14 protein-coding genes are annotated in these 12,853 nt (G+C 73.2%); 7 read left to right on the top strand and 7 right to left on the bottom strand.

Features of this window, described 5'->3' with window-relative positions:
• Positions 1 to 115: 115 nt before the first annotated feature.
• Complete coding sequence (locus tag ACWEVO_RS14305; protein WP_452307974.1) at positions 116 to 457, top strand: winged helix-turn-helix transcriptional regulator; 342 nt, start codon at positions 116 to 118, stop codon at positions 455 to 457.
• Between the two features lie 70 nt (positions 458 to 527).
• Positions 528 to 1,238 (top strand): AMIN-like domain-containing (lipo)protein, encoded by a 711-nt coding sequence (locus tag ACWEVO_RS14300; RefSeq protein WP_452307973.1) that lies wholly within the window; start codon positions 528 to 530, stop codon positions 1,236 to 1,238.
• A 70-nt stretch (positions 1,239 to 1,308) separates the two neighbouring features.
• Here ACWEVO_RS14300 and ACWEVO_RS14295 read toward each other — a convergent pair whose 3' ends face one another.
• The 4 genes from ACWEVO_RS14295 to ACWEVO_RS14280 form a co-directional block, all read right to left on the bottom strand.
• Positions 1,309 to 1,584 (bottom strand): hypothetical protein, encoded by a 276-nt coding sequence (locus tag ACWEVO_RS14295; protein WP_452307972.1) that lies wholly within the window; start codon positions 1,582 to 1,584, stop codon positions 1,309 to 1,311.
• 47 nt (positions 1,585 to 1,631) lie between these two features.
• The gene (locus tag ACWEVO_RS14290; RefSeq protein WP_452307971.1) at positions 1,632 to 2,063 is read right to left on the bottom strand and encodes a hypothetical protein; all 432 of its coding nucleotides are present in this window, start codon (positions 2,061 to 2,063) and stop codon (positions 1,632 to 1,634) included.
• A 226-nt stretch (positions 2,064 to 2,289) separates the two neighbouring features.
• Entirely contained in the window at positions 2,290 to 2,994 is a 705-nt protein-coding gene (locus tag ACWEVO_RS14285; protein WP_452307970.1) for a VOC family protein, read from the bottom strand.
• Positions 2,995 to 3,111: 117 nt separating this feature from the next.
• Positions 3,112 to 3,690, bottom strand: coding sequence for a DsbA family protein (locus tag ACWEVO_RS14280; protein WP_452307969.1), 579 nt, complete (start codon positions 3,688 to 3,690; stop codon positions 3,112 to 3,114).
• Between the two features lie 223 nt (positions 3,691 to 3,913).
• Here ACWEVO_RS14280 and ACWEVO_RS14275 point away from each other — a divergent pair, with 223 nt between their 5' ends.
• Genes ACWEVO_RS14275 through ACWEVO_RS14260 form a run of 4 tightly spaced genes read left to right on the top strand, consistent with a single transcriptional unit; the run spans position 3,914 to position 8,251 of the window.
• Entirely contained in the window at positions 3,914 to 5,203 is a 1,290-nt protein-coding gene (locus tag ACWEVO_RS14275; protein WP_452307968.1) for an ABC transporter substrate-binding protein, read from the top strand.
• Positions 5,200 to 6,195, top strand: coding sequence for a carbohydrate ABC transporter permease (locus tag ACWEVO_RS14270; protein WP_452307967.1), 996 nt, complete (start codon positions 5,200 to 5,202; stop codon positions 6,193 to 6,195). The genes ACWEVO_RS14275 and ACWEVO_RS14270 overlap by 4 nt, the downstream gene beginning before the upstream one ends.
• A gap of 1 nt (position 6,196) precedes the next feature.
• On the top strand, positions 6,197 to 7,033 hold the full coding sequence (locus ACWEVO_RS14265) for a carbohydrate ABC transporter permease (RefSeq protein ID WP_452307966.1): 837 nt from the start codon (positions 6,197 to 6,199) through the stop codon (positions 7,031 to 7,033).
• 9 nt (positions 7,034 to 7,042) lie between these two features.
• Positions 7,043 to 8,251 (top strand): ABC transporter ATP-binding protein, encoded by a 1,209-nt coding sequence (locus tag ACWEVO_RS14260; RefSeq protein WP_452307965.1) that lies wholly within the window; start codon positions 7,043 to 7,045, stop codon positions 8,249 to 8,251.
• Positions 8,252 to 8,290: 39 nt separating this feature from the next.
• On the opposite strand, the gene ACWEVO_RS14255 is transcribed toward ACWEVO_RS14260, so the two are convergent.
• The 3 genes from ACWEVO_RS14255 to ACWEVO_RS14245 are packed head-to-tail and all read right to left on the bottom strand — an operon-like array spanning position 8,291 to position 11,921.
• Positions 8,291 to 10,390 (bottom strand): xanthine dehydrogenase family protein molybdopterin-binding subunit, encoded by a 2,100-nt coding sequence (locus tag ACWEVO_RS14255; protein ID WP_452307964.1) that lies wholly within the window; start codon positions 10,388 to 10,390, stop codon positions 8,291 to 8,293.
• On the bottom strand, positions 10,387 to 11,382 hold the full coding sequence (locus tag ACWEVO_RS14250; protein WP_452307963.1) for an FAD binding domain-containing protein: 996 nt from the start codon (positions 11,380 to 11,382) through the stop codon (positions 10,387 to 10,389). Before ACWEVO_RS14250 ends, ACWEVO_RS14255 begins: the two co-directional genes overlap by 4 nt.
• Entirely contained in the window at positions 11,379 to 11,921 is a 543-nt protein-coding gene (locus tag ACWEVO_RS14245; RefSeq protein ID WP_452307962.1) for a 2Fe-2S iron-sulfur cluster-binding protein, read from the bottom strand. Before ACWEVO_RS14245 ends, ACWEVO_RS14250 begins: the two co-directional genes overlap by 4 nt.
• A 71-nt stretch (positions 11,922 to 11,992) precedes the next feature.
• Here ACWEVO_RS14245 and ACWEVO_RS14240 point away from each other — a divergent pair.
• On the top strand, positions 11,993 to 12,853 hold an 861-nt coding region (locus ACWEVO_RS14240), incomplete at its 3' end, for an XdhC family protein (protein ID WP_452307961.1).

The following is a 12,853-nucleotide window of genomic DNA, read 5'->3' as shown; positions in this document are numbered from 1 at the left end:
CTCGGTGGGCGCGCTGACCCACTCCTCGCCGATCCTGGACATCGCCCTGGACCTCCGGGAGGAGTGAGGGTCAGGTCAGCCGCGTGGCGCGGAGCTGGGTGACGGGCGGGGCCGGTTGGATCTGCTGGCCTACGAGGACCTGTCGGTGCGGGCGAGCCTGGCCACCGGTGTGGCGGCGGTCCGCTCGGACGACGAGGTGGCCGGCCGGATGCTGGAACTGCTCGCCGCGCAGCCGGGCACGCCCGTGGAGGCCGCCGCGGACCAGCTCGGCGTCTCCCCGCAACGGGTGCACCGCGCCCTGGACGACCTGGTCGACGCGCACCTGGCGCAGCGGGACGGCCAGGGCGACTACCGGCTGCCGGCGCTGGTCAGTGACTATGCCGCGGAGCTGGCCGCGCTGGGGCACGTGGCCGCGCGCAAGGCGACCAACCGGCGGTTCGACCCGCTGGCGGCCTGACGCCGACCCGGCGGCCGACGCGGGATGATCGGCCCTGGTGGGAGCCGCTCCGGCGGGGTGACACTGAGTCATGACACCTCAGCGCGTACCACTGCTCGCCGGCGTGGTCGTGCTGCTCGCGGCGGCCTGCACGACGACCGACCACGACGGCGCGACCACAGCGCCCTCGACGGCGCCCGCGCCCAGCGCGACCGCCGCCGCCACCCCGCCCGCCGCCACCCCGGCGGCGAGCTCCACCGCCCCGGCCGCCACCACCGCGACGCCGCCCGCAGCGGGCGACTGGCGGATGACGTACGGGTGGGCGGTGCCCACCTCGCCGGCCCGGGTGACGCACCGCGTCCGGGTGCCGGTCACCCCGGCGCCGGGGGAACCGCTGCCCGTCCTGGTGCGGATCGAGGTCGGCGACCATCCCGCAGAGGGCTACAGCCGGATCACCTTCGCGTTCCGTGGCCCGACGCCGTCCTACCAGGTCGCCTACGTGCCACGGGTGGAGTCCGACGGTAGCGGCGCTCCGGTGAGCCTGCCCGGGAACGCCTTCCTCGCCGTGCGCTTCGAACCGGCCCAGACGCACGACAGCGCCGGCCGGAGCACGGTGAGCGCGCCGCCGCGGACCATCGGCTACCCGACGCTGCGCGGCTGGGCGCCCGCCGGGGACTTCGAGGGGTACGTCACCGTCGGGCTCGGGGTGCAGGCGCCGGGTGGCCGGCTGCCGGTGCGGCTGGGCGAGTCGACCCGGCCGGACGGCACCCACGTCGTCTCGCTGGACGTGCGGCGCAGCTGACCCGCACCATGCGGCGCCGACGGGACGGCCGGCGCGCGACGGCTCCCGGTAGCGGCGCAGCTGAAACTCGTCAGGAGACCTCGCCGCGGACGATCGCCACCGCCACCCGGCAGAACTCGTCCATGTCCGGGTTGAAGCCGGCGGCGATGTCCGGGTGCAGGCCGGCGCGGGTCTCGTCGAGCAGCCGACGGCAGACCTCCTCGACCGGCTCCCCCGCGTAGCTGGCGCGGACCCGGTCGGTGGCCGCCTGCAGGGCCGAGGTCAGCTGTTCCTCGAGCGGGCCGCGCAGCTTCTGCTGCACGGGATCGAGCCCGCTCGGGTCGAGCGTGACATGTGGCTCCGACATCGGCGCTCCCTTCGTCGGCGGCTGCGGTACCCCACCGCGGCCGTCGGTCAAACCACGGCCGGTACGGCGGCCACCCGGACCTGGTACGAGAAGTCCTCCGCCGGCTCCTCGGCGTACGACAGCCGGCGGATCTGCCGGTCGTCGCCGTAGAGGGCGACGTCGACCAGCACCCCGAGGTGGGCCAGGCCGATGTTGGCCACCCGCTTCTTGTCCTGCAGCACCGCGCACACTCCGCCCAGCAGCGTGCTGGCGTCGGAGGTGCGGTGCCCGGGCGGGCAGCGCAGGGTCACATCGACCTCGACCGGCCCGTCCAGCGGGGTCCAGCCGGTGCGCTGGGCCGCCGTGCAGGCCGCCTGGAGCAGGGCGCGGACCCGGGCCGCCTGGCGGTGCCCGGCGGCGAAGATGGACAGGGCCTCGGTCTTGACCGGGGGCAGGCCGCTCACCTCGAACGTCAGGGCGAGAGCGCGGGTGTCCTGCACGACGGCACCTCCTCGTTGGGCTCTGATCCTGCCCAACCGGTGGGACCGCAGCGGGACGTTCGCGCGAGAACCAACCGTTCGGGCGGGCTGGGGTCGGCCGGAGGCGTATCGACATCGACGGCGAACGCGCTGGCTGCGAAGCTGCCCTGACGCTAGTCCACCGGCCGCACGGAGGGTAGTCTCGCCGTCCACTCACTGAGACGGCCGGCGGGTCGGCCCGGGCCGTTCACTGTGCGGTGCGCGGCGCGAAGGCGCAGAACTCGTTGCCCTCGGGGTCGGCCAGCACCCACCATCGGGCCGCCTCGGTCGGCTCGGCGAGCAGGGTGGCCCCGGCGGCGATCAGTGCGGTGGCGTCCGGGCCGGTCAGCTCGACGTCCCAGTGCAGCCGGTTCTTCACCCGCTTGCGCTCGGGCACCGGGTCGAAGACCCAGTAGTCCCAGGGGAAGCCGTCCGCGCCGACCACCGAGGCGGCGCCCGCGGCGGTGGTCTTCACCCGGCCGCCCACCACCCCGGCCCACCAGGCTGCCTGCGCCGTCGGGTCGGCGCTGTCCACGACCAGCTCGAAGACTCCGGGCCGCCGGCCCTCGCGGGACGGGAAGGCGCAGAACTGGTTGCCCTCCGGGTCGGCCAGCACCCACCAGCTGATCTCCGCGTCCGGCTCGCGGACCAGCCGCGCGCCGGCGGCCAGCAGCGCCGCCGGCTCCGGCTCGGCCAGCCGCAGGTCCAGGTGGACCCGGGTCTTGCCGGTGCGCGGCTCGGGGACCGTGTTCACCCAGATCGACTCGGCCTTGCTGGCGGCTGCCCGGGGATCGATCCGGGCGTCGCCGTCGCCGGTGTCCACCAGCTCCCCGTCGAGGATGTCGGCCCAGAAGGCGCCGAGCCGGTGGGCGTCCCCGGCGTCCATGCACAGGTCCTTGAAGCGCGCGATCATCCGCCCATCATGCCCACTCGGTGTGACGTCCCGCCGCCCCGCAGGATTCGGCCCTCATCCAGGGAAGGGGTGGCCATGACCACCCCTTCGGTGAGACAGGGCCCGGGGGCGAGCCGGTCAGTGGCGGGCGCGCTTGATCTCGTGGAAGGTCTCCAGGCGGATGAGCGGCAGCAGCGAATCCCAGATGGTCAACGCGTCGTCGGTGTCCGGGACCTCGGTGAGGATCGGGCCGTGGATGCCCCGGCGGGCGCCCGGCACCATCAGCACCGGCGACCCGACGTCCGGACCCGCCGAGGCGTACGCCAGGGCGTGCGACTCGCGGACCGCCTGGTCCCAGCGCTCGTCGTCGAGCGCGGGCGCCGCCGGCGCCAGACCGGCCGACTCCACGGCGCTGTCCACGATCTTGTCCGAGAGCGGGTTGCCGGCGTCGTGGCTGCGCGCGCCGAGTTCCGCGTAGAAGGCGGCGACGTCGTCGTGGCGGCCCTCGGCGCGTAGCGCCTCGACCAGGCGCAGCGCCCGGCTCGCCGCGGCCAGCGGCTCGGCGTACTCGGGGGCGACCTGGCCCTCGTTGAGGATGGCCAGACTGAACGCCCGCCACTCCACACGCAGCCCGCGGGCCGCCGCCACGGCGACCAGCCAGCGGGAGGTCCGCCAGGTCCACGGGCAGGCCGGATCAAAGAAGAAGGTGGCGTCCATGGCCTGAGCGTAGGGCCGGGGTGGCCGGCCCGCAGCGCGGCGGTTTCCGCCCGGGTGACCGTTGCGTGACCGTGAGGTTTCGCACCGTCGCAGGTCGGGCACTGTGAGGCCCACGAACGCCCGGGGCGCGGGCGGCCTGTGGTGGCCGGCGTCCCGACCGTCTCGCCGTGCGCCGGGGCACGGGTGGCTTCCCCCGGCCTTCGCCGAAGAAAGGGGGAGGGCGATGACGACAGACCCCGAGAGGGCCGACCGGCGGCGGCCAGCCAGACGTGCGGCGGCGGCAGCCGCCGCACTGGCGTTGGTGGCGCCGCTGGCCGCGTGCGGTTCCGGCGGCGGGAACGGCGGTACGCCGACGATCAACCTCTACTACCCGCCGGAGCAGAACCTGCAGAAGGTGGTCGACGACTGCAACGCGCAGGCGCAGGGCCGCTACAAGATCGCCTATTCCGTGCTGCCGCGGCAGGCCGACGACCAGCGGGTGCAGCTGGTGCGGCGGCTCGCCGCGCAGGACAGCGGGATGGACGTGCTCGGCCTCGACGTCACCTGGACGCAGGAGTTCGCCAGCGCGCACTGGATCCGGGAGTGGACGGGGGCCGACAAGGCCGAGGCGGAGCAGGGCACCCTGGCCGGCCCGCTGGACACCGCCCGCTACGAGGGCAAGCTGTACGCGGCGCCGAAGAACACCAACGTCCAGCTGCTGTGGTACCGCACCGACCTGGTGCAGGATCCGCCGAAGACCTGGGACGACATGATCAAGTCGGCGCAGCAGCTGAAGCAGCAGGGCAAGCCGTACCAGGTGCTCACCATGGGCGCCCAGTACGAGGGGTTGGTCGTTCTCTACAACACCCTCGCCGAGAGCGCCGGCGGGCACATCCTCAGTGACGACGGCAAGAAGGCCGTGATGGACGCCGGCACCGTGCGCGCGTTGGAGCAGCTGAAGAACTTCGCCACGTCGGGCGTGACGTCGCCGTCGTTCAGCAACGCCACCGAGGACCCGGTCCGGCTGGAGTTCCAGTCCGGCACCGGCGCCTACCAGGTCAACTGGCCGTTCGTGTATCCGGCGATGCAGGAGGCGAACCCGGACCTGGCGAAGAAGGTCAAGTGGGCGCGGGTGCCGGGCGTCGACGCGAACACCCCGAGCAAGGTCACCATCGGCGGGGTGAACATGGCCGTCAGCGCCTACTCCAATCACCCGAAGGAGTCCTTCGAGGCCGCGAAGTGCATCCGCAACGCCAAGAACCAGAAGTTCTCCGCGATCAACGACGGGGTGCCGCCGACCATCGAGTCGGTCTACGGCGATCCGGAGATGGACAAGGCGTACCCGATGAAGGAGACCATCCTGGAGGAGCTCAAGGAGCCGGCGGTGCGGCCGTTGACCCCCGCGTACCAGAGCATCTCCACGGTGATGTCGGCGGTCCTGTCGCCGCCGTCGGGCATCCGGCCCGAGCAGACCGCGAACGAGCTGCGCAAGGCCATCGCCGACGCCCTCGAGTCGAAGGGGGTCCTCCCGTGAGCATCAACGCCACTCCGGCGGGCGCCGACGTCGCCGCCGACGAGACGGCCACCCGGCCCGGCCGGCACGCCGCCGTGCCGCGGCAGCGGACCGGCCGGACGAAGCCGCCGCTGAGTGAGAACAAGCGGGCCGAGCGCCGGCTCGGCTGGCTGCTCTGCGCGCCGGCCGCGCTGGTCATGGTGCTGGTCACCGCGTACCCGATCCTCTATTCGGTCTGGTTGTCGTTGCAGCGCTTCGACCTGCGCTTCCCCGACCAGCGGGAGTTCGTCGGGCTGGCGAACTACGCGACGGTGCTGACCAACCAGTTCTGGTGGACCGCGTTCGGGGTCACCGCCCTGATCACGGTGGTCACCGTGGTGATCGAGCTGGTGCTCGGCATGGCGCTGGCGCTGATCATGCACCGGACCCTGGTCGGGCGGGGGATCGTGCGCACCGCGGCGCTGATCCCGTACGGCATCGTCACGGTGGTGGCCGCCTTCTCCTGGCGGTACGCCTGGACGCCGGGCACCGGCTACCTGGCGAACCTGTTCGACGGCAGCGCCCCGCTCACCCAGCGGGCCAGCTCGCTGGCGATCATCATGCTGGCGGAGATCTGGAAGACCACCCCGTTCATGGCGCTGCTGCTGATGGCCGGGCTGGCGCTGGTGCCGGAGGACCTGCTGAAGGCCGCCTCCACCGACGGGGCGACCGCGTGGCAGCGGTTCACCAAGGTGATGCTGCCGGTGATGAAGCCGGCGATCCTGGTCGCCCTGCTGTTCCGCACCCTGGACGCGTTCCGGGTGTTCGACAACATCTTCGTGCTGACCGCCGGCGGCAACGAGACCTCGTCGGTGTCGATGCTCGCCTACAACAACCTGATCCGCGGGTTGAACCTCGGCATCGGCTCCACGATGTCGGTGCTGATCTTCCTCACCGTGGCGATCATCGCGTTCGTCTTCGTGAAGCTGTTCGGCACCGCTGCGCCCGGCAGCGACGATGGGGAGAGGCGCTGACATGGCAGTCGAAACCACCACGCGGGCGAAGCTGCGCTGGGGCCTGCTGGACGTCATCGTCGTCGTCTTCGCGCTGGTCCCGGTGCTCTGGATCGCCTCGCTGTCGTTCAAGACCCCGGGCACCCTCACCGACGGGAAGTTCTGGCCGCGGGAGTGGACGCTGGAGAACTACCGGACGATCTTCGCCACCGACCAGTTCGTCCGGGCCCTGATCAACTCGATCGGCATCGCCCTGATCGCCACCCTGGTCGCGGTGGTGCTGGGCGCGATGGCCGCGTACGCGATCTCCCGACTGGACTTCCCGGGCAAGAAGCTGCTGGTCGGGGTGTCCCTGCTGATCGCGATGTTCCCGCAGGTGTCGCTGGTGTCCCCGCTGTTCGAGATCGAGCGGCAGCTGGGGCTGTTCGACACCTGGCCGGGGCTGATCCTGCCGTACATCACCTTCGCGCTGCCGCTGGCGATCTACACGCTGTCGGCGTTCTTCAAGCAGATCCCGTGGGACCTGGAGAAGGCGGCGAAGATGGACGGCGCCACCCAGGGCCAGGCGTTCCGGCGGGTGATCGCCCCGCTGGCCGCGCCAGGGGTGTTCACCACGGCGATCCTGGTCTTCATCTTCTGCTGGAACGACTTCCTGTTCGCCATCTCGCTGACCTCCACCGAGCGGTCGCGTACGGTGCCGGCCGCGCTGTCGTTCTTCACCGGCGCGTCGCAGTTCGAGGACCCCACCGGGGCGATCTGCGCCGCCGCCGTGGTGATCACCATTCCGATCATCCTGTTCGTGCTCTTCTTCCAGCGCCGCATCGTCTCCGGCCTCACCTCCGGCGCAGTCAAGGGATAGGTGGTAACAGTGGCTGACATCGTGCTCGACAAGGTGAGCAAGCGGTTCCCGGACGGGACCATGGCGGTGCGGGACGTCGACCTGGAGATCGCCGACGGCGAGTTCGTGATCCTGGTCGGCCCGTCCGGCTGCGGCAAGTCCACCACGCTCAACATGATCGCCGGGTTGGAGGACATCAGCTCCGGTGAGCTGCGGATCGCGGGGGAGCGGGTCAACGACCGGGCGCCCCGGGACCGGGACATCGCCATGGTGTTCCAGTCGTACGCGCTCTACCCGAACATGACGGTGCGGGAGAACATGGCCTTCCCGCTGCGGCTGGCCAAGCTGGACAAGGAGACCATCAACACCAAGGTGGAGGAGGCGGCGAAGGTCCTGGAGCTGACCCCGCTGCTGGACCGCAAGCCGGCCAACCTCTCCGGCGGGCAGCGGCAGCGGGTGGCGATGGGCCGGGCGATCGTCCGTCAGCCCAAGGCGTTCCTGATGGACGAGCCGCTGTCCAACCTCGATGCCAAGCTGCGGGTGCAGATGCGCACCGTGGTGTCCCGGCTGCAGAAGCAGCTCGGCACCACCACCGTCTACGTGACCCACGACCAGACCGAGGCGATGACGCTCGGCGACCGTGTGGTGATCATGCGGGGCGGCGCGGTGCAGCAGGTCGGTCCGCCGCAGGAGCTCTACGACCACCCGCGCAACCTCTTCGTGGCCGGGTTCATCGGCTCGCCGTCGATGAACTTCCTGCACGCCGCGGTCGAGGACGGCCGGCTGCGGACCGCGCTGGGTGACGTGCCGATCGGCGACCGGGTCCGCCGCCAGTTGGAGGGCGGCGAGGCGCCGCGGGAGTTGATCCTCGGTATCCGCCCCGAGCACTTCGAGGACGCCGAGCTGATCGACGAGGACACCCGCCGCCGGGGCATGGAGTTCGAGGCGCCGGTGGAGATCGTCGAGTCGATGGGGTCGGACAAGTACGTCTACTTCACCGTCGAGGGGGAGCGGGCCAGCGCCGCCGAGCTGGAGGAGCTGGCCGCCGACGCGGGGGCCTCCGACTTCACCGGCGCCGGCTCCAGCCTGGTCACCCGGTTGTCGGCGGAGTCGCCGGTGCGGGAGGGCGAGCACCGGCGGGTCTGGTTCAACCTGGAGAAGATCCACCTGTTCGACCCGTCCACCGGCCGCAACCTCACCCTGCACGAGGGGCGGGCCTCGGGGGCGCTCGCCGACTGAGTGCCAGCGCGCACGGGGGGCCGGCCGCGTGCCGGCCCCTCAGCGTGCCGGCAGGTGCTCCAACAGCTTGTCCAGCCGGACGGGCAGGTCCCGCACCCGCACCCCGGTGGCGTGGTGCACCGCGTTGGTCACGGCGGCGGCGCTGCCCACGATGCCGATCTCGCCGATCCCCTTCACCCCCGCCGGGTTCAGCTGCGCGTCCTCCTCCGGCAGCCAGTACGCCTCGATCCGCTCGACGTCCGCGCAGACACTGACGTGGTAGGTGGCGAGATCGTGGTTGACCCAGTCGCCGTACCGCTCGTCGAGCAGGCCCTCCTCGTGCAGGGCCATGGAGAGTCCCATGGTCATGCCGCCGATGAACTGGCTGCGGGCGGTGGTCGGGTTCACCACCCGGCCGGCGGCGAACACCCCGAGCATCCGGTCCAGCCGGACCTCGCCGGTGTCCGCGTCCACCCGCACCTGCACGAAGTGGGCGCCGTACGCGTACCGGGCCAGCGGGCGCTGCCCACGGACCTCGTCGGCCGTGCTCACCTCGACCGTCACCCCGTCGCCGGGCACCGCGGCGTCGCGGAGCCGGTTCCGCAGCTGTTCGCAGGCCCGGATCACCGCCCAGCTCCATGAGGCGGTGCCCATCGACCCGCCGGCCACCCCGGCCGGGGGCAGGGCGCTGTCGCCGACCCGGATGGTGACCCGCTCGGCGGGCACGGCCAGGGCGTCGGCGGCCACCTGCCACAGCGCCGTACGGGCGCCGGTGCCGATGTCGGTCGCGTTGATCCGTACCTCGAAGGTGCCGTCCGGGGCGGCGGTGGCCGCCGCGGCGGCGGCCCGGGCCCTCGCCGGGTAGCTGGAGCCGGCCACCCCGGTGCCGATCAGCCACCGCCCGTCGCGGCGTGCCCCCGGGGTCGGGTCCCGGCCGGCCCAGCCGAACCGGCGGGCCCCCTCGCGCAGGCAGGCCACCAGGTTGCGGCTGCTGAACGGTTGCCCGCTGTCCGGGTCGACGGTGATGTCGTTGCGCACCCGCAGTTCGACCGGGTCGATGCCGCACGCGGCGGCCAGTTCGTCCAGCGCCGACTCCAGCGCGTACGCGCCGGGGCACTCACCGGGTGCGCGCATCCAGAACGGAGTCGGCACGTCGAGGCGGGCCAGCCGGTGGGTGGTGCGCCGGTGCCGCCCGGCGTACATGCTGCGGGTGTAGACGGCGGTCTGCTCGGCGAACTCGTGCACCGTGGAGGTCTGGCTGATCGCGTCGTGGCAGATCGCGGCGATCCGCCCGTCCCGGTCCGCGCCGAGCCGGACCCGCTGGATGGTCGGCGTGCGGTAGCCGATCGGGCCGAAGAGCTGCTGGCGGGTCAGGGCCAGCCGGACCGGCCGGCCCACGTGCCGGGCGGCCAGCGCGGCGAGCACCACCGGGGCTTTGGGAGCGCCCTTGCTGCCGAACCCGCCGCCGACGTGCTCGGCGACCACCCGGACCGCCTCGGGGGCCAGCCCGAACAGCTGCGCCAGGGTGGCCTGCACCGGGGTCGACCCCTGGTTGGAGTCGTGCACCAGCAGCCGCCCGTCCTGCCAGCGGGCGGTGGTGGCGTGCGGCTCCATCGGGTTGTTGTGGTAGGCCGGGGTGCGGTAGGTGGCGTCGACCCGGACCTCGGCGGCCGCGTACCCGGCGTCGAAGTCACCGTCGGCGGTGTCCGCCGGGTAGCCGGGATTGACCTTGTCCGGCCGGTACAGGCCCGGGTGGTGTTCGGTGAGGACGACGGTGTGCGGTTCGGTGTCGTAGTCGATGTGGACCAGCCGGGCGCCCTCGCGGGCCGCCTCGATGGTCTCCGCGACGACCACCGCGACGAACTCGCCGCGGTAGTGCACGGCGGGGTCCTGCAGCAGGAACAGGGTCGGGTCCACGCCAGGGGCCAGCCGGGGGGCGTTGCCGTGGTGCAGCACGTCCAGCACCCCGGGTACGGCGAGCGCCTCGGCGACGTCGACGCGGCTGATCCGGCCGCGGGTGGCGGCCGCGGGCACCACCCAGCCGTAGGTGACGTCGTCCACGGGGTACTCGACCGCGTACCGGGCCGCCCCGGTGACCTTGTCCCGGCCCTCCAGCCGCGGGTGTTCCCGGCCGACGGCGCCGGGGGCCGGGGCGCTCACCGGGCCGCCGTCGCGGCCAGTCCGGTCAACGCCCGGACGGTGAGGTTGCGGATGAGCGGCACCTTGAAGCCGTTGTGCGACAGGGGGCGGGCCGCGGCGAGTTCGGCGTCGGCGGCCCGGGCGGCCAGTTCGACGCTGAACCGCTGGCCGCGCAGCGCCTCCTCGGCCCGGTACGCCCGCCACGGCCGGTGCGCGACCGCCCCGTACGCCAACCGGACGTCCCGGACGGTGTCGCCGGCCAGGTCCAGCGCCGCGGCCACCGCGCCGACCGCGAACGCGAAGGTGGCCCGGTCGCGGGTCTTGAGGTAGACGCAGTGCCCCGCGAAGGGCAGGGGCGGTACCCGTACACCGGTGATCAGCGCGCCGCGGGGGAGGGTGGTCTCCCGTTCCGGGTGCTCCCCGGGTGTGCGGTGCAGTTCGGCGAGCGGGATGTCCCGGTCGCCGGCGCCCGGTTCGTGCACCGTCACCACGGCGTCGAGGGCGACCAGGGCGACCGCGAGGTCCGACGGGTGGGTGGCCACGCAGGACTCGGACCAGCCGAGGATGGCCAGGTCGCGGTTCTGCCCGTGCCGGGCGGCGCAGCCGGTGCCGGGTTCGCGCTTGTTGCACGCCTTGCCGGTGTCCTGGAAGTAGACGCAGCGGGTGCGTTGCAGCAGGTTTCCGGCGGTGGTGGCCATGTTGCGCAGCTGGCCGGAGGCGCCGGCGAGCAGGGCGCGGGAGATCAGTGGATGGTCGCGGCGGACCGCCGGGTGCGCGGCGAGGTCGCTGTTGCGTACGGTGGCGCCGATGTGCAGCCCGCCGTCGGGGAGGGTCTGCACCGTGTCCAGCGGCAGGCCGGTGACGTCCACCAGCAGGTCGGGGCGTTGCACGCCGAGTTTCATGAGGTCGACCAGGTTGGTGCCGCCGCCGAGGTACGCGGCGGCCGGCTCGCCGTCGAGCAGGGCGACGGCCTCCGCGACGTCGGCGGGCCGGTGGTAGCGGAACGGCTTCATCGCGCCGCCGCCGTGTCGCGGATGGCGGCCACGATGTTCGGGTACGCGGCGCAGCGGCAGATGTTGCCGCTCATCCGTTCCCGGATCTCCGCGTCGGTCAGCTCGACCGGCGCGGTCAGGTCCTCGGTCACCGCGCTGGGCCAGTCGCGGGCCGCCTCGTCGAGCATGCCGCGGGCGGAACAGAGCTGCCCGGGGGTGCAGTAGCCGCACTGGAAGGCGTCCCGGTCGATGAAGGCGGCCTGGAGCGGGGAGAGGTCCGCGGGGCCGGCGAGTCCCTCCACGGTGATCACCGTCCGGCGGTGCAGGGTGACGGCGAGGATCAGGCAGCTCTTCACCCGCCGGCCGTCGAGCAGGACCGTGCAGGAGCCGCACTGCCCGTGGTCGCAGCCCTTCTTGCTGCCGGTCAGGGCGAGTCGCTCGCGCAGCGCGTCGAGCAGGGTGGTCCGGTGGTCCAGGGTGAGGTCGTGGTCGGTGCCGTTGACGGTGAGGGTGACGGTGGACGATGGCCCGTCTTCTGCCGGTTTCCTGCTCTCCCGCACCGCGCCAGACTACCGTTGGTCGGGCGATATGCGGACAAATCCGGGCGAACGGTGAGGGTGGGATCGGCGGCATGCGCGACGTACTGGCCGCGCTGGTCGGCTGGAGCCGGCGAGGGGTCCCCTTCGGTCTGGCCACCGTGGTGGCGAGCACCGCGGGCGGGCTGACCCGGCCCGGCGACCTGCTCGCCGTGGACCCTGCCGGCGAGGTGCGCGGCGGCATCCCGGCCGGCTGCGCCGAGTCGGCGGTGCTCGACGCCGCGGCCGAGACACTTCGCACCGGGCGCACCCGGCTGGCCCGGTACGCCGTCGGCGGGGACGGTCCGTGGCCGGCCCGGCCCGGCTGCGCGGGCGCTCTGCAGGTGCTGCTGACCCGGGTGACACCGGCCGGTACGGCGCAGCGCGTGCTGGCCGCCCTCGCCGGCCCCGGCCCGGTCGCCGCGGTCACCGTGGTCGGTGGCCCCGCCCCGTTCGGCGCCCAGCTTGTGCTCCGTCCCGGCCGGATCGAAGGCACCCTCGGCGACCCGGCGCTGGACGCGTGGACCGCCGGGCAGGCAACCGAGCTGTGGTCCACCGGCGGGGCCGCGGTTCGGTGCCGGGCCGGGCGACCGGCGCTGCGGATCCTCGTCCAGGCGGAGCCGGCCGCTCCGCGGATGGTGCTGTTCGGCGCCACCGCCGTCGCCGCCGCGCTCAGCCGGATCGGCGCCGCGCTGGGCTACCGCGTCACCGTCTGCGACCCCCGGCCGGCGTTCACCACCGCCGGCCGGTTCCCCGACGCGCACGAGGTCCACCGGGCCTGGCCGCATCGCTGGCTGGCCGCCGCCCCGGTCGACCCGGCGACCGTGCTCTGCCTGCTCGGCCACGACCCGCGCTACGAGATCCCGCTGCTGCGCGCGGCACTGGACAGCCCGGCCGGCTACATCGGTGTGCTGGGC

The organism is Micromonospora sp. NPDC003776, assembly GCF_053605645.1.
Note: the sequence above shows the minus strand (reverse complement) of the source record. Positions and strands in the feature narration are given on the sequence as shown.